Raw genomic sequence first — 16405 nt, 5'->3', positions numbered from 1 at the left:
TGCCGGGAGGCCTGCGCCGCGCAGGCAGCCGCCAGCAGCGCGAACGCCGTGGCGCCGCGTAAGAATCTGTTCATGAGTTCCGTCTCTGGTGTCTGAAAAAAAACACATGCCCGCCCGCGCGGGCATGCGTCAAGGGGGACTGCGATTACTGGTAGGCCAGGGTGAAGTCGGCCACCGCAGTGAAGTCACCCGGGGTCACGGTGGCGGACGCGCCGTCGCCCTTCAGGTAGGCGGCGAACAGCAGGGTGTTGTTGCCGTTCTGCAGCTGATGGGCCGCAGAAGCTTCGCCCAGTTTGATCTGCTCGCCGTCGCCGTTGGTCAGGATGATGCTCGCGCCCTTGGCGGTACCGGTGATGCCCAGTGAGCCGTCAGTCACGCCTTCCGCACCGGTGAAGGTGGTTTTGACGGACTTCAGGGTCGTGGTGTCGCAGTTTTCCAGTTTGATTTCAAAATTACGCGGTACGGAAGTACCGGTGTTGCCGCTGGCCTTCAGCGCCACGTTGGACACCTGGCCCAGATTCACGGTCTGGTCAATGCTGTCCGGGTTGATGGAGCACGGTGCGTCGATAATGGAGCCGGTGAAGGTCACCTTACCGTGGCCCTGATCTGCCGCCTGTGCAGACGCCGCCAGAACCAGACCCATTACCGAAGCCAGAGCAACTTTTTTGAAGTTCATACGTATATCCTTTAAAAAATAATTAAGTCCTTGGGGTTAAATACGCAACCAATAAACACAATATTCATAACGCCAATAATAAAAAGCATTCTTTCATATTTCATAAACTGTGCTGCGTAGTGGAGGCTAATTTTAGACTTTAGTGCTATTTCCTCAATCACCAAATCAATCCAAAATAAGACCTTCCATAAAGCTCGTGAATCAAAATTGAGACTTGCCTGATTAATTCAATTCACTGACGAAATAGAACTTCATGTCCGATTCGTTGTGTATATAAAACACCATAATCAGGCCAAAATAAAATTAAGCATTCTAAATATGGACTTTAATAAAGTTTAAACCTGGACTTTAAATAACAACGGCGTAACAAACCCGCGTTAAGGCGCTGATTAGCTTTAATAATAAAAGTGAGCGATCAAAGAAGTGTTTTAGGAAATAGAACGAAAAACCACGCCGAAGCGTGGTTTGGGGAGGGGTTAATTAGCGTCTCTGTCGAGCCAGTTGCCGCTGTCGATACGCATTAAGCCTTCGACAGGGCGCTGGTAGACATACATCCAGGCACTGCCGTAAGGCGTCTGGATGAGCTGCCGTTTGTATTCGCCGCCGCTGGTACGCAGAGCGTCCAGTTCGGCGAGCGTGGAGGCGTCTATGCGATAGACCTCGCCCGTTACCGTTCCCTCGCCTGGCACCGCACCTGGGTAGTGGCCGAGGCTGTAAAGCTGGTAATGGTCGATGTCATAGTCGCCCAGCCACTGAGCGTTGGTCATCCAGTGGCTGTTGCCTTGTTTGCGTCGTAAACTGCCGTAGACAAATATTCGCATTGCTAAAACTCAAACTGATAGAGCAGATCAAGTGCCTGATCTACGCCAGACACCGCTTCCAGATATAGCTTAGGCATAAGGCGGTAGCGCAGCGTGAGCGTCGCCAGCGAGTCAAAAATACCCACGCCATACTTCACCTGTAGACCCGGCAGTACATAGCCGCTGACCACCACCTGGGACGAGTCGCCCACCCCTTCGGTATCCAGCGCCAGATTCTTCACGCCAAACGTCTCGCCGATTTTACCCACAACCTGCCCACTTTGTGCAACCCCCAGACCAATCAGCATCGACGTCATCGCTTCGCTGTCGCTCTGGTTGCTCTCAAGCCCTTGTCCGCGAAGCAGATAAGAGAGCGCTTCCTGCTGGGACATGGCCGGGTCGGAGAAGACCTCTACCTTAGGCGCGTCCGGCGTACCGGTGACTTTAACGCCTGCGGTAACATCGTTCTCGGTGGCGTCCGGGTTACGAATCGCTTCGATGTTGAACACAGGTTGATCCGGCGGGCCGGCGAAGAGGATTTCCCCTTTACGCACGATCAGATCCTGACCGTAAGCATGGAAGCGCCCTTCGCCATCCGGAATGTTAATCTGGCCGTTAAGCCCCAGCCCTTGCTGATCCTGGCCGACTTTCAGGTCGCCGGTAAGCCGCGCTTTTAGCCCAAAAGCGTCTATCCGCACGTTGTTGCCCACGTGAACGGTCAGATTACTATTAATCGGGATGGATGCGCTCGGGTCTTTTTCTGGTTTCAGATTTTCATCGAGCATAACTTCGTCTTTGGAGACGCCAACGGCGCTTTCCGGCAAGTCCTTCACGACGATACGCGCCCACGGCACGTCGGCGTTGCCGTCGAGCGTGATAAGGTTCGGCGTGGCTTCCAGCACCACGTCCGGCGACACGTCCAGCCTCACCATCGGCGGCACCGTAATGCGCACCCGGCTGCCCTTCGCGGCGATGCGCGCCCGCCAGTTATCGAGCTGGCTCCAGTCGGCGTTGCCGTTTAGGGCAATCTCCCCCTGCTGCGTGCGCACCACGCCCTGCAGGGTTGAGCTCATGCCATTGAAGTTCATCGCCAGTTGGCTTGGCTGCATATCGAACGGCATAAAGTTGCCTTCGATATCCACGCCGTTAAGCTGCATCTGGCCGAAGAGCTGCGGGCGTTCGGCGTTGCCGCCAAGCCGTAAGTTCGCATTAAGCGTCCCCGCCGCTTTTTCTCCACGCGAGAAAACCGGGTTGGCAATCGCCAGCGAGAAGTTGCGGATATTCACGTTGCCCGCCAGATTACGGCGATCCTGCGGGTCGCTGATTTGCACCTGGCCGTCAAACTGGCCGTTGTTGACCAGACGAATCAGCCAGTTGAGCTCCGCGCGGTTATTGCGTAGCTCCGCGCTCAGGTTGAGCGTATCGAAAGCGACCGGCAGCGTGTTGTCGTTGACTATCTGCGTTACGCGTACGCCCCGGCCAGCCAGCTGCACTTTGCCCTGCGGCAACCCTTCTTTGGTGGTATCCCAACTCACGTCCGCGTTGCCGCTGAAGATGCCGCTCGCCTGGGTCACTTGCGGCATAAAGGGCTTCAGCATCGCCAGATCGAAGCGATTGAGATTCACTACCGCGTGCCCGGCTGCGCCCGCATCCACCGTCTGCGGTACGCAAAGTTCAGCGTTCGGATTCGCCCAGCAATGCGGTCCGATGCTGACTTTCTGCTCTTCGCCACGGTAATCCAGCGCAATGGCGCGGGTCAGGGACCACGGCCCTACCGGCGTTTCGAAGCGGGTGTTATCGAGCGTGCCGCGCCAGCGCGTAGTCTTACGATCGAAGCTGCCGCGCAGATCTAACTGGCCGGAAACCGGCTCGCCCTGCGCGCGCAGCTGGAGCTGGTGCTCTTTTTCGCTGCCTTTCGCCGCAAGCGTAATTAGGCGCATAGTAATATCGCCCTGCACCAGCCGCTCCACGCGTAGGTCAAGGTTGCCCGCTATCTGGTCGGTCGATTTTATATCGCCCTGCAAACGCGCCAGGGCGACAGAAAGCTCCTGCCAGCGCAGGCCGCGTGCGGTAACGTCGGCCTGGAGCTGCGGGGCGTCCACGCTGCCGCGGATCTTCACCAGCCCTTTCGCCGTGCCGCCCAGGCCTGGCAATGCATTATCCAGCCCCGGCGCGTCGATAACGGCGTCGAGCGCCAGGTCCTTCACGCCCAGTTCGCCTTTTACGTCCGCCTTATTGCGTCCCAGTTCCAGATGCAGGCCCGGGATGGTCCACTGCATGTAGCTGTTGCCTTTAAGCTGGCCGTTGACGTTCACTTTATTTTGCTTAACGTTGCCGGCGAGCTTCAGCTCCGGCACATCGAGCTGCCAGCTGCTGCCGTAGTAACTGCCGCGCAGTTTCATCAGCCCGTCCAGCTTTGAAGGCCAGTCCGGATACTGTTTCGCGGTATTGATACCGTTCAGCGCCAGTTCGCCGCGCCAGCTGATGGCCTGACGCCAGTCGAGCAGCGCTTTCAGGGTGGTATGCCCCTGCAGCGCCGCCACGTCCAGCTTATCGATATTGATTTGCTGCTCGTTGCCTTTGCCGTCCAGCGTAATGGTGGCGGGCGGCAGTTGCTCGCCGCGTACCCCGGTGCGGAACGAGAGCGCATAGTCGGTCATCTTGCCGGTGAATTTCAGCTTAATGTCATCCGCCTGGTACTGCTTCGGGCCGGTGAGCGGCCAGTAAAGCTGCTCGCTGGTCAGCTCGAGGTTCAGCGGCAAGCCGGGTTCAGCAAGGCGCGTCTGAGCGCGCAGCACCGCATCGAGCGGGCCGGAGAGGTTAACGCCAAGCTCCAGCTGTTCGCGCAGCGCGCCGCCAAGCTTCAGCTTCACCTTTTCGCCCTTAAGCGGGTCCACATTCAGCGTGCTGTTCAGGGTGATGTCTACCGGCCAGCTGTTGCGAAGCTCCGCCGTGCCGGTGGCATTCACGATGCCCTGGTTGGAATCGATATCCAGCGCGTCGAGCTTCGTCATGCCGTCGACGCTGCTCACCTTCAGCAGCATAGTGCGCACGGTGATATCGGTATCGCCCGTCAGGCGCAGCTGTTCGCCGCGAAATTCCTGAATGGTGAGGTTCAGCGGCAGATGCACGTCGGTCATCTCCGGCAGCACCGGTTTCGAGAAGAGATCGCGCAGCGTTTCGCCAAGCGGCGCCTCTTCCGGACGCGGCTTATCTATCTTCGGCTCCACCACCTCTTCCTGCGCCACTTTCGCTACCTTCGGCAAGGCGACCAGCAGCCCCTGAAGGGAAGTGGGCAGCAGCGTCAGGTTGCGATCTTCCCAGCTCAACCCGGAAGTGAAATCCATTACGGAAACGGTGGTGTCATCGATTTTGACGTTGACGTTGTTCAGCGCTACGCGGGAAAGCGTTATGGGATAAGGCGTTGAGAGGTTAAGCGGTCCGCTATCTTCTTCCTCCACTTGCGCGGCAGGCGGCATTTTTTTGGTATCGACCACTACGTTAATATCTTTGAGCGAAAGATCGTTCACGCACAGGCTGCTGTCGCGCAGGCAGCCGAGCTTCACCGCCAGGTGCAGTTCGCCTGCGGTGACATCCACGCCGGGCTGCTCATAGCGCACGTTTTTAAGCGTCAGGTTGCGCCAGCCGCCAGTTACGCTGCCAATATCCAGCCCCGGCACCCAACGATTTGCGGCGTTAAATAAAAGATGCAGGCCGCTGGTCGTCCCCACCAGAAACGCCGCGGTACCCAGCAACAACAAGATAAACACCAGCACGGCGAGGCTGATTTTTTTCCAACGACTCATAATTCAGGCCCCAGACCGATGTAAAACTGCAAACCATGCTCCTCTTTGTCGCCAACCGGCACGGCGAAATCGAGCTTGATGGGGCCGACAGGCGACTGCCAGCGCACCCCGACGCCCGCGCCGGTCTTGAAGTTGCTTTGCTTGATATCGTTCACCGCCTCGCCGGAATCGACAAAGGCTGCGCCCCACCACTTGCCGGTCACGTTGTACTGGTATTCCAGCGACCCGGTAGCGAGCTTTGAAGCGCCGGTCAGCTTGCCGTCATCATCTTCCGGCGAGATAGATTTATATTTGTACCCGCGAATACTGCGGTCGCCGCCTGCGAAGAAGCGCAAATCTGGCGGCACGCGGTCGAAATCGTTGGTCTCAATCCAGCCGAGATTGCCGCGCACGACAAAGCGATGGCGATCGTAGAGGGTGCGGATCCAGACGTTTTGCGCCTGCAGCACCACGAAATCGACATCCGATCCCCAGGCCGTATCGGAGTAGTCGATGGAATAGCGCTGCGAATCGCCCCAGGTGGGCATCAGGCCGCCGCGCGAGCGGGTACGGCTTATCATCACCCCGGGGTAGAGCAGCATCGTGGTATTCGTAACGTCCGCCTGCGTAAAGTGGTCGAGACTCCAGCGCAGGTTAATGGCGCGCTGCCAGCCGCTGGAAAGATCCCAGTAGCGAGAGAGCGCAAGGGTCGTGGAATCCGCCTCGGTGTCATTGAGATCGGTGCGCTTAAAACCGCCCTGCACCAGATAATATTGCTCCAGCGGGTTCTTCAGCAGCGGCACCTTGTAGCTGAAATCAAGCTGTTGTTCCGGCGCGGAGATGCTGGCGGTGGTCGAAAAGCTGTGGCCGTAAGAGTTTATCCACGGCTTGCGCCAGGTGGCTTTTACCCGCGGGCCGACGTCGGTGGAGTAGCCCACGCCGGTTTCAATGGTGTTCTCGGTGCGCGGCGATACCACGGCGCGCAGCGGCAGCACCTTCGTCTGTCGGGATTTTTCAAACTCCGGCGCCACCACGACGGAATTGAACCAGCCGGTAGCGGAAAGCCGACGGCTCAGTTCGCCTACGTCGCTGGAGTGGTAGTACTCGCCCTCTTTAAAAGGCACAAGATTTTGCAGGTATTCGTCGCGAATTTGCGAGTTAGCGAAGGTAACTTCGCCGAAACGATAACGTTGACCGCTGTCATAGTCGATATCCCAGAACGCCTGGTGGCGCTCAAGCGACACGCCGAGCTGGCTTTTTTTGTATTCGCTGTCGAAGTAGCCCCGACGCAGCGCCACGCTGGTCAGCCCCTTTTTGAAGCTGTCGTAATCATTGTGGTTAAGCACCGTGCCGATGGCCGGGCGCTTTTTTAATAAGGAAAGGTACTCTTCGTCGTTTCGCGCGCCGCCGCGCAAAATCACATCCGTGCCGCCTATGCGCACCGGTTCGCCCGGCGAGACGCGGGCAATCAGCACCTGCCTGCCGCCCTTCGCCGGCGGCGGACGCAGCGTAAAGTCTATTTTCGGTTCGTAATAGCCAAGCGCTTTCAACCCTTCGCGGATGGCGTCATCCACGCGTGCGCGAAAACGCCGGTCTGGTGTCACTTCATCGCTTTCAATGGTAGACAGTTGGGCGCGGACATTTTTTTGCAGCTCTCCGCTCAACCCTTCAACCTGGAGGCGGACGCTGGCGGCGTCAACGGCTCCGCTCGCCAGCAGCAGGCTGGCGCAGCATAACATACGGATTCGTGGCACAATTTCTCCTGAATAGCCTTGTTTCCACCCCGGTCAGGAAACTTTAGTGCCGCTCCGCGGCTTAACAAATCTCCGATTGTGGAGTTGAAAAAGCGACGACACCCCAAATATTTCTTATGTTTAATCTAGTCGCATTCACCAGATTTATTGTGAGCAAAGAGTCGCTCCGTGACAACCGCCGCGCCGCTTTTGCTCGTCCCCCTTATTCCTGGAGGCCCCTCATTATGAGTATTTTCGATAAAAAACAGCTGGTTACTCAGTCCGAGGCGTTGCCGGGCCGTAATACCCCCATGCCTGTAGCGACGCTGCACGCCGTTAACGGCCATTCAATGACCAACGTACCGGACGGTATGGAAATTGCGCTGTTCGCCATGGGTTGCTTCTGGGGCGTGGAACGTCTCTTCTGGCAGTTACCCGGCGTATATAGTACTGCGGCAGGGTATACCGGTGGCTATACACCTAATCCGACTTATCGGGAAGTGTGCAGCGGTCGTACCGGGCATGCGGAAGCGGTTCGCGTCGTCTATGACCCGAAAGTGGTCAGCTATGAAAAACTGCTGCAGGTATTCTGGGAAAACCACGATCCGGCCCAGGGCATGCGCCAGGGCAACGACGTCGGCAGCCAGTACCGCTCGGCGATTTATCCGTTAACGCCGGAGCAGAACGCCGCAGCGCGTGAAAGCTTCAAACGCTTCCAGGCGGCGATGGAAGCGGCGGGCGACCGGCGCCACATTACGACCGAAATCGCCAACGCGACGCCGTTCTATTACGCAGAGGACGATCACCAGCAATATCTGCATAAAAACCCTTACGGCTACTGCGGTATCGGCGGCATTGGCGTTTGCCTGCCAGCCCAGGCGTAACGCGCGTAGAAAAAGGCAGCGTAATGCTGCCTTTTAGCGGGCTTGCGGCGCCCTGCTTCATCCGAGACAAGACCGACAAATTGAATAAAAAATGCGCATTTTCTTCTATAACGTTCGCTCGGAATCGATTATAGTTAGCGCGGCGACTCACCTTTAAATGAGAATGCTTCCCATCAAAGCTGCTGCCCGCTTTTCGCCTACTGGCAGCCTTATCAGGGCTTACGCTATACTAGCCGTTGAATTTGCTGGACTCACACGCTACGAGACAGCATTCACCTGTGTTTTACTCAACAAAAATCCACTTCCCTTCCGAGGATCCGGTCGATGACTGGATAAGATATGTTAAACAGTATTTTGATAATACTTTGTCTGATCGGCGTCAGTTCGTTCTTCTCGCTCTCTGAGATTTCGCTGGCCGCTTCCCGCAAAATCAAACTTAAGCTGATGGCCGACGAAGGCAACATCAACGCGCAACGCATCCTGAAAATGCAGGAAAACCCCGGCACCTTCTTTACCGTCGTGCAGATAGGCCTTAACGCCGTCGCCATCCTTGGCGGTATCGTGGGCGATGCGGCGTTTTCTCCGGCGTTTTACAGCATGCTTATCAACTTCATGTCGCCCGAAGCGGCCGAGCAGGTCAGCTTTATTCTCTCCTTTACGCTCGTCACCAGCCTGTTCATTCTGTTTGCTGACCTGACGCCGAAACGCATCGGTATGATTGCGCCCGAAGCCGTGGCTTTGCGCATCATCAACCCGATGCGCTTCTGCCTGTTTATCTTCCGCCCGCTGGTCTGGTTCTTTAACGGCATGGCGAACGTGATTTTCCGCATCTTCAAGCTGCCGATGGTGCGTAAAGACGACATCACCTCTGACGACATCTATGCCGTGGTGGAAGCGGGTGCGCTGGCGGGCGTGCTGCGTAAGCAGGAGCATGAGCTGATTGAGAATGTCTTTGAGCTGGAGTCGCGTACCGTGCCCTCCTCAATGACGTCGCGCGAGAACATCGTCTGGTTCGATCTGCATGAAGATGAGCAAAGCCTGAAGAACAAGGTTGCGGAGCATCCGCACTCGAAATTCCTGGTTTGTAATCAGGATATCGACCACATCATCGGTTATGTTGACTCGAAAGACCTGCTCAACCGCGTGCTGGCGAACCAGAGTCTGGCGCTTACCAGCGGTGTGCAGATCCGCAATACGCTGATCGTGCCCGATACGCTAACCCTCTCCGAAGCGCTGGAAAGTTTCAAAACCGCCGGCGAAGACTTCGCCGTTATCATGAACGAATATGCGCTGGTGGTGGGCCTGATTACGCTTAACGATGTCATGACCACATTGATGGGCGACCTGGTAGGCCAGGGGCTGGAAGAGCAGATCGTCGCGCGTGATGAAAACTCATGGCTTATCGACGGTGGCACGCCGATTGATGATGTAATGCGCGTGTTGGATATCGACGAGTTCCCGCAGTCCGGCAACTACGAAACCATCGGCGGGTTTATGATGTTCATGCTGCGAAAAATCCCGAAACGTACCGACTCGGTGAAATTCTCCGGCTATAAGTTCGAAGTGGTGGATATTGATAACTACCGCATCGACCAGTTGCTGGTCACGCGTATCGACAGCAAGCCCACCACGCTTGCGCCGAAACTGCCGGATGAACAATCCGCGGCTTAACTGTTAAGGGCGGCATGGCCGCCCTTTTCTTTTGTCTGCACCCGGGATGCTAAATTAACGGATGCCAGAAACACCAACGGCCCCATCGGGGCCGTTTGTCTTACTGCATGCACAACCTTTTAGTTAGGCCATCTCAGTCTGGAGACGCATAACCTGACGGTTTACTTCGGACATTACCGATAAATGCTGCTTGTCCTTCACTTTCGGGACCAGGATTTTGCCCTTATCGAACTCGAAAGCGCCAACATCCTTGATATACAACCGTCCACGAAACAGGATCTTCACGTACTTCGCCACCTGAAGCGGGTTGTAACGTTGGAAAATTTTCATTGTTCTCTCCTGCGAAATCGTACGCCCCTGCGGTCCACATTCGGCCCGACAAAGATAAGGCGCAAATTTTGTTGCCAGAAAACTATAGACCAGAAACCGATTGGTGCGCACTTTACCCGGTCTTATTTACGCTTTTATTACAATCTTTCAGAATTATCTTTTCAAAACGACAAAAACTGCAGAACAACCATACTTTTTTATCAGGAACTGTGCCTCAGCCCGCAAACTGGCATCCCTGTTGCGGGTAAAGCGAACTGAGAGCGTTTATGCTTAACGGGCCGGGACCAAGTGGTCCGATCACCTGCCAACACAAATGATAAGGAGTCAAGTATGACCCTGCGCGGAACACTGGCGCTTACCTGCCTGCTGCTGCCCTTAATGGCTTCGGCACATAACTTTGAGAAGAATCAGCGCGTGGCGCCTGTCGGCATCAGCGACCGGGGCGAGCTGATGTACAGTAACGACAAGTTTAGCTACAAAACCTGGAATAGCGCGCAGCTCCCTGGAAAAGTGCGAGTGGTGCAACATATTGCGGGGCGCGTTTCCGCCAAGGAAAAAAACGCGGCGCTGATTGAAGCCATCAAGGCGGCGAATCTACCGCACAATGCTTACCAGACCACCACTATCGTCAATACCGACGACGCTATCCCCGGCTCCGCCATGTTTGTGCGCAGCAGTCTGGAGGACAACAAAAAACTCTACCCGTGGTCGCAATTTATTGTCGACAGCAACGGCATCGTGGCTAAAGCCTGGCAGCTTGAGCCGGAAAGCTCAGCGGTCGCGGTGCTCGATAAAGACGGGCGTATTCAGTTCGCGAAAGATGGCGCGCTGACGCAGCAGGAAGTGCAGCAGGTGATGGACCTGCTGCATAAGTTACTCAGTAAATAGTGACGCGGAAAGCAGGGTTAAGGAAGGATTCGCGCGGCGTGTAGTCCAGCGTTTTGCCCTGCCAGTCGTGCACGTGCGCCCCGGCCGCCACCGCCACCGCGTGGCCAGCGGCCGTATCCCAGATATTGGTGGGCCCAAACCGCGGATAAAGTTGCGCCTGTCCTTCCGCCACAAGGCAGAATTTCAGCGACGAGCCGATCGATGTGGTCTGGTGCTCGCCCAACTGCTGCAGATACTCTTTGAGCTCTTCGTTGTTGCCATGGGAGCGGCTGATAACCACCAGCGGTGGACGGGCGTCGCGAATGTGAATGGGGTTACGCACGCCGCACTCTTCTTTCCACGCCTTGCCATCCGCTGCGCTGTACATCACGTTCAGCACCGGCGCGTAGACCACGCCCAGCACCGGCTTGCCGTTTTCAATCAGGGCGATATTAACCGTGAACTCGCCGTTGCGCTTAAGGAACTCTTTGGTGCCATCGAGCGGGTCTACCAGCCAGTAGCGCTGCCAGTGCTGACGCACTTCCCAGCCCGGTGGGTCCTCTTCGGAAAGCAGCGGGATATCAGGCGTCAGTGTCTTTAACCCGTCGGCGATAATTTTATGCGCGGCAATATCCGCCGCCGTTACCGGAGAATCATCGAGTTTACTGGTGGCCTCAAGCGGCTTTTTCCCTTCGTAGACGTCCATGATGGCGCTGCCCGCTTCCCGCGCCAGTTGGCAAATCTTCTCTAACATCGTCCACCTCTTTTGTGTCGCGACAGTACTTCATCGCAGATTAACACATTGTTTTATCGATATGATTTTTATATCACCCCGCGCAGCTTGCGCTATCTGTGAAGCGATCCCAGGTTCCGGACATTTTTTTCTGGCAGGATTCACACTTTTGTAAGCAACAGAAGATAGATACATACACTTTTGTGGCTCTGCTCTTAAAAAAGGACCTGCATGATGATTAAGTTTAGTGCAACGCTGCTCGCCACGCTGGTTGCCGCCAGCGCCCACGCCGCTACGGTGGAGTTACGCATCCTGGAAACCACCGACCTGCACAGCAACATGATGGACTTTGACTACTACAAAGACGCGCCGACTGAAAAGTTCGGGCTGGTGCGCACCGCAAGCCTTATCAGCGCGGCGCGCAGCGAAGCGACGAACAGCGTGCTGGTGGATAACGGCGACCTTATTCAGGGCAGCCCGCTTGGCGATTACATGGCGGCGAAGGGGCTGAATAAAGGCGAAGTGCACCCGGTCTACAAGGCGCTGAATACGCTGAACTACGCCGTGGGCAACCTTGGCAACCACGAATTCAACTACGGGCTTGATTACCTGAATAAAGCGCTGGCTGGCGCGAAATTCCCCTACGTTAACGCCAATATTATCGACGCGAAAACCAATAAGCCGCTCTTCACGCCCTACCTCATCCAGAACACCGACGTAAAAGATAAAGAAGGTAAAACCCGGACGCTGAAGATTGGCTACATCGGCTTTGTGCCGCCGCAAATCATGACCTGGGATAAAGCCAATCTGAGCGGCAAAGTCACCGTCAACGACATTACCGAAACCGCGCGCAAGTATGTACCGGAAATGCGGGCTAAAGGCGCGGATCTGGTCGTGGTGGTCGCTCACTCCGGCCTCGCCGCCGAGCCGTATAAAGCGATGGCGGAAAACTCGGTTTACTACTTAAGCCAGGTGCCGGGCGTAGACGCCATTCTGTTTGGCCACGCCCACGCCGTTTTTCCCGGCAAAGATTTCGCCGCGATTAAGGGGGCGGATATTGCGAAAGGCACGCTCAACGGCGTGCCGGCGGTCATGCCAGGCATGTGGGGCGACCATCTCGGCGTGGTGGACTTAACGCTCAACAACGACGGCGGAAAATGGCGGGTTACGCAGGGCAAAGCCGAGGCGCGGCCGATTTACGACGCGGCGGCGAAGAAATCGCTGGCGGCGGAAGAGGCGAATATGGTGAAGGTGCTGAAAGCGGACCACGACGCCACCCGCGAGTTTGTCAGCCAGCCTGTCGGGAAATCCGCTGACAACATGTACAGCTACCTCTCGCTGGTGCAGGACGACCCGACGGTTCAGGTCGTTAATAACGCCCAGCTCGCCTACGTGAAGCATTTCATTCAGGGCGACCCGAATTTAGCAGACCTGCCGGTGCTCTCCGCCGCCGCGCCGTTTAAAGCGGGCGGCCGCAAGAACGACCCGGCAAGTTTTGTTGAGGTGGAAAAGGGTCAGCTCACCTTTCGCAACGCCGCCGATCTCTATCTCTACCCCAACACGCTGGTGGTCGTGAAAGCGACGGGCGCCGAAGTGAAAGAGTGGCTGGAGTGCTCCGCCGGGCAGTTTAATCAAATTGATGTACACAGCGCGAAGCCGCAGTCACTGATTAACTGGGACGGCTTTCGCACCTACAACTTCGACGTCATTGACGGCGTGAAGTACCAGATTGACGTGACGCAGCCGGCGAAATATGACGGCGAGTGCCAGCCGGTAAACAAAGACGCCGAGCGCATTAAAAACCTTACCTTTAACGGCAAACCCATCGATCCGAAAATGACTTTCCTTGTCGCCACCAACAACTATCGCGCTTATGGCGGCAAGTTTGCGGGAACCGGCGACAATCATATTGCCTTCGCTTCACCGGATGAAAACCGTGCGGTGCTGGCGGCGTGGATAAGCGCGGAAACCAAACGCGCCGGAGAGATTCATCCGGCGGCGGATAACAACTGGCGCCTCGCGCCCATTCACAGCGACAACAAGCTGGATATCCGCTTCGAAACCTCGCCTTCGGAAAAAGCGGCCGCCTTTATCAAAGCCAACGCGCAGTATCCGATGCAGCAGGCTGGCAGCGATGAGACGGGCTTTGCCATCTATCAGCTAGACTTAAACGTGCGCTAATCCGCGCTGGCGTCCTGCTCCGGCGGGCGGGACGCCAGCACCTGCGGCAGGTTGAGCTCTATCCAGTCGGCCAGCGCCGCCACCTTCTCACTCACCTCCAGCCCAAGCGGCGTCAGGCTGTACTCCACATGCGGCGGAACGACCGGAAACGATTTGCGATTGATGAAGCCGTCATGTTCCAGCCACTGCAGCGTCTGCGCCAGCATCTTTTCGCTTACGCCGCCCACTTTGCGCCGCAGGTCGCTAAAGCGATGGGTGCCTTCGCGCAGCGCCACTAAGATCAGCACGCCCCAGCGGCTGGTGACATGTTTGAGCACATCGCGCGAAGGGCACTGCTCGGCGAAGAGATTCCCGTTACGCATCTGGTCGCTCAGGCTGACAGGAGCGTTGATTTTTTCCATACTTACCTTTTTGTGCGTACTTACTAAAAGTTAGCTTGGGTGATAGTGTGCCACAACAGTCACCCAACATGAAGGAGTAAACCTATGATTGCTATCACCGGCGCTTCCGGCCACCTTGGCCGCCTTGTTATTGCCGACTTACTGAAAACCGTGGCGGCAGAGCAGCTCGTCGCCATCGTACGCGATCCGACGAAAGTCGCCGACCTGGCTCAAAAAGGGGTGCAGGTGAGGCGCGCCGAATATGGCGATGCCGCCGCCCTTCAGGCTGCGCTAACCGGCGTGGAAAAGCTGCTGCTTATTTCCTCAAGCGAGGTGGGACAGCGCGCGCCGCAGCACCGCAACGTGATTGAGGCGGCGAAAGCGGCCGGGGTAACATTCATCGCCTATACCAGCCTGCTGCACGCCGACCGCTCGCCGCTGGGGCTGGCGGAAGAACATGTCGCCACGGAAAAGATGCTGGCGGAATCGGGCATCCCCTTCGCGCTGCTGCGTAACGGCTGGTATACCGAAAATTATCTGGCGAGCGTGCCGCCTGCGCTGGAACATGGCGCGTTTATCGGCAGCGCCGGGGAAGGCAAGATAGCCAGTGCAACGCGTGCGGACTACGCTGCAGCCGCCGCCCGTGTAATGACCCTGGATAATCAGGCGGGCAACGTTTATGAACTGGCGGGCGACGAAGCCTGGACGCTTTCCGACCTGACCGCGCAGCTAAGCGAACTGAGCGGCAAACCAGTGGTTTACCAGAACCTCAGCGAAGCCGATTTTAAAGCGGCGTTGCAGGGCGCTGGCCTGCCGGAGCCGTTCGCCGCCCTGCTTGCCAACTCAGACGTGGGAGCATCAAAAGGCGGGCTTTTTGACGACAGCCGCCAGCTCAGCACGCTTATCGGCCACCCGACCACGCCGCTTGCAGAGAGCCTGCGCGCCCTGCTTCAGACTAACTGATTGATTGCTAATTCTGGCAGGCTGCGCTTTGTCAGCCTGCCCTGTACAATGCGTGCCCTCATTTACGATTCAAGCCTGTGGGCTTAAAAAGGAACGTCCCGTGAAAGCACGCCTTATCGCCTTTTCTCTGCTGCTTGGCAGCGCTTCAGCCTGGTCTATGAGTTGCGACAATCCGCGCAGCGCCTATGACCTGACCTACTGCGCCGCGCTGGAGATGGTGCAGAGCGACCGCGACCTGAACCAACAGTATAAAAACACGATGTCGGTACTCAGCCCTGAGCAAAAGCCGCTGGTGAAAAAAGCGCAAATCGCCTGGCTTAAGGCGCGCGACCAGGCGTGCGCGGAAGGCTCAACCCTGCTGCTGGGCTGCGTAAACGAAAAAATGGCCTCCCGCATCGAACTGCTGAAAAGCATTGAGCGCGAATGCCGCAACGCGGGCTGCGACGACGCCAACCTCTCTCGCGTCGAATAAGCGATACGTTAAATAAACGTTAATAACGGTGGCGTCGCACAGGCTTGTTCCTATAATGAAGCCTCATCCTTAGCGGAGAGCCACCGTGCAAGGCGTACCCGAGCAATTTCCTGACGAAAAAGACAGCGCCCGCTTCCGGCAATTGCCGCAGTTGCCAGGCGTTGAGCTTTATCACGCCCATATCGCCCGCTACGCCTTTGAACCGCACACTCACGAGGCTTTCGGCATCGGCACGATTGAACTCGGCGCGGAGCGCTTTCGCTATCGCGGCGCGCAACACGTGGCGGCGGTAAATTCGCTTATCACCATGAACCCGGATGAGCTGCACACCGGCGAAGCGGCGACTCAGGAAGGCTGGCGCTATCGGATGATCTACCTTGAGCCGCCGTTGCTTGAGCAGCTTACCGGCGAGAAAAACTGGTGGTTTAGCGAGGCGGAGCGTCACGACCCGCAGCGCTCGCGCCACGTAGGGCGGCTTATACATCAGCTCTGGACGCAGCCCGACCCGCTCGCCTGGCAGGGCATGCTGCTTGAGCTTATCGACGCCTTTCGCCCTTACGCCCGTCATTCGCCGCCCGCCGCAACGCCCGGACAACAGCGCTTTGACCGGGTGCGCGACTATCTGCACGACAACTATATGCAGCCGCTAACGCTCGACGCGCTGGCGGACGTGGCGGCCCTTAGCCCGTATCATTTCCAGCGCCAGTTTAAGCGGCACTTTCACGTTACCCCTCATCAGATGCTGATGGCCATTCGTCTGTGGCGCGCCAAGCAATTCCTCGCGCTCGGCATGCCTGCGGCGGAGGTCGCGGCGACCGCGGGATTAGTCGACCAGTCGCACCTTACCCGCGCCTTCACTCGCCGCTACGGCATCACCCCGGTACGCTACCAGAAACAGGTGGCGCGCTGACATCCTCTGCGCCGCTATAC

14 protein-coding genes are annotated in these 16405 nt (G+C 57.1%); 7 read left to right on the top strand and 7 right to left on the bottom strand.

The features are described 5' to 3' along the window. Positions 1-145 precede the first annotated feature (145 nt). From IEX01_RS20580 to tamA, 4 genes are all read right to left on the bottom strand, one after another. Positions 146-676, bottom strand: coding sequence for a fimbrial protein (locus tag IEX01_RS20580; protein ID WP_188724461.1), 531 nt, complete (start codon positions 674-676; stop codon positions 146-148). Positions 677-1152: 476 nt separating this feature from the next. Further along, the gene (locus tag IEX01_RS20575; RefSeq protein ID WP_188724460.1) at positions 1153-1497 is read right to left on the bottom strand and encodes a gamma-glutamylcyclotransferase family protein; all 345 of its coding nucleotides are present in this window, start codon (positions 1495-1497) and stop codon (positions 1153-1155) included. A 2-nt stretch (positions 1498-1499) separates the two neighbouring features. After that, complete coding sequence (gene tamB, locus IEX01_RS20570) at positions 1500-5282, bottom strand: autotransporter assembly complex protein TamB (RefSeq protein ID WP_188724459.1); 3783 nt, start codon at positions 5280-5282, stop codon at positions 1500-1502. After that, positions 5279-7015 carry an autotransporter assembly complex protein TamA gene (tamA, locus tag IEX01_RS20565; protein ID WP_024558107.1) on the bottom strand — a complete coding sequence of 579 codons (1737 nt, stop codon included), beginning with the start codon at positions 7013-7015 and terminating at the stop codon, positions 5279-5281. Before tamA ends, tamB begins: the two co-directional genes overlap by 4 nt. A 224-nt stretch (positions 7016-7239) precedes the next feature. Between tamA and msrA the strand changes: the two genes are divergently transcribed. Continuing rightward, a complete protein-coding gene (msrA, locus tag IEX01_RS20560) occupies positions 7240-7878 on the top strand; it encodes a peptide-methionine (S)-S-oxide reductase MsrA (protein WP_024558108.1) in 639 nt (212 codons plus the stop codon). 339 nt (positions 7879-8217) lie between these two features. Continuing rightward, positions 8218-9549, top strand: a complete 1332-nt coding sequence (gene paeA, locus IEX01_RS20555; RefSeq protein ID WP_024558109.1) for a polyamine export protein PaeA — start codon at positions 8218-8220, stop codon at positions 9547-9549. Between the two features lie 123 nt (positions 9550-9672). Here the strand turns inward: paeA and IEX01_RS20550 are convergent, their stop codons facing one another. Next, on the bottom strand, positions 9673-9879 hold the full coding sequence (locus IEX01_RS20550) for a DUF1107 domain-containing protein (protein WP_008501430.1): 207 nt from the start codon (positions 9877-9879) through the stop codon (positions 9673-9675). Positions 9880-10209: 330 nt separating this feature from the next. On the opposite strand from IEX01_RS20550, the gene IEX01_RS20545 reads away from it, so the two are divergent. Further along, positions 10210-10767, top strand: coding sequence for a YtfJ family protein (locus IEX01_RS20545; RefSeq protein WP_188724458.1), 558 nt, complete (start codon positions 10210-10212; stop codon positions 10765-10767). Here the strand turns inward: IEX01_RS20545 and cysQ are convergent. Beyond that, positions 10757-11500, bottom strand: a complete 744-nt coding sequence (gene cysQ / locus IEX01_RS20540; RefSeq protein WP_024558111.1) for a 3'(2'),5'-bisphosphate nucleotidase CysQ — start codon at positions 11498-11500, stop codon at positions 10757-10759. The genes IEX01_RS20545 and cysQ overlap by 11 nt on opposite strands. Before the next feature lie 213 nt (positions 11501-11713). Between cysQ and IEX01_RS20535 the strand changes: the two genes are divergently transcribed. Continuing rightward, positions 11714-13660: a bifunctional 2',3'-cyclic-nucleotide 2'-phosphodiesterase/3'-nucleotidase gene (locus tag IEX01_RS20535; protein ID WP_188724457.1), complete on the top strand. Its 1947-nt coding sequence runs from the start codon at positions 11714-11716 to the stop codon at positions 13658-13660. Here IEX01_RS20535 and IEX01_RS20530 read toward each other — a convergent pair. Next, the gene (locus IEX01_RS20530) at positions 13657-14061 is read right to left on the bottom strand and encodes a winged helix-turn-helix transcriptional regulator (RefSeq protein ID WP_024559744.1); all 405 of its coding nucleotides are present in this window, start codon (positions 14059-14061) and stop codon (positions 13657-13659) included. The genes IEX01_RS20535 and IEX01_RS20530 overlap by 4 nt on opposite strands. A gap of 84 nt (positions 14062-14145) precedes the next feature. Here IEX01_RS20530 and IEX01_RS20525 point away from each other — a divergent pair, with 84 nt between their 5' ends. From IEX01_RS20525 to IEX01_RS20515, 3 genes are all read left to right on the top strand, one after another. Further along, positions 14146-15003, top strand: a complete 858-nt coding sequence (locus IEX01_RS20525) for an SDR family oxidoreductase (RefSeq protein ID WP_048887103.1) — start codon at positions 14146-14148, stop codon at positions 15001-15003. A gap of 157 nt (positions 15004-15160) precedes the next feature. Beyond that, positions 15161-15475: a lysozyme inhibitor LprI family protein gene (locus IEX01_RS20520; RefSeq protein WP_281732791.1), complete on the top strand. Its 315-nt coding sequence runs from the start codon at positions 15161-15163 to the stop codon at positions 15473-15475. An 85-nt stretch (positions 15476-15560) separates the two neighbouring features. Continuing rightward, positions 15561-16385 carry an AraC family transcriptional regulator gene (locus IEX01_RS20515; RefSeq protein WP_188724456.1) on the top strand — a complete coding sequence of 275 codons (825 nt, stop codon included), beginning with the start codon at positions 15561-15563 and terminating at the stop codon, positions 16383-16385. Positions 16386-16405 lie beyond the last annotated feature (20 nt).

Origin of the sequence: Franconibacter daqui, assembly GCF_014644275.1 — a bacterium.
GTDB lineage: Bacteria > Pseudomonadota > Gammaproteobacteria > Enterobacterales > Enterobacteriaceae > Franconibacter > Franconibacter pulveris.
The sequence above is the reverse complement of the archived record's forward strand: the minus strand, read 5'-3'. Positions and strand labels throughout refer to the sequence as shown.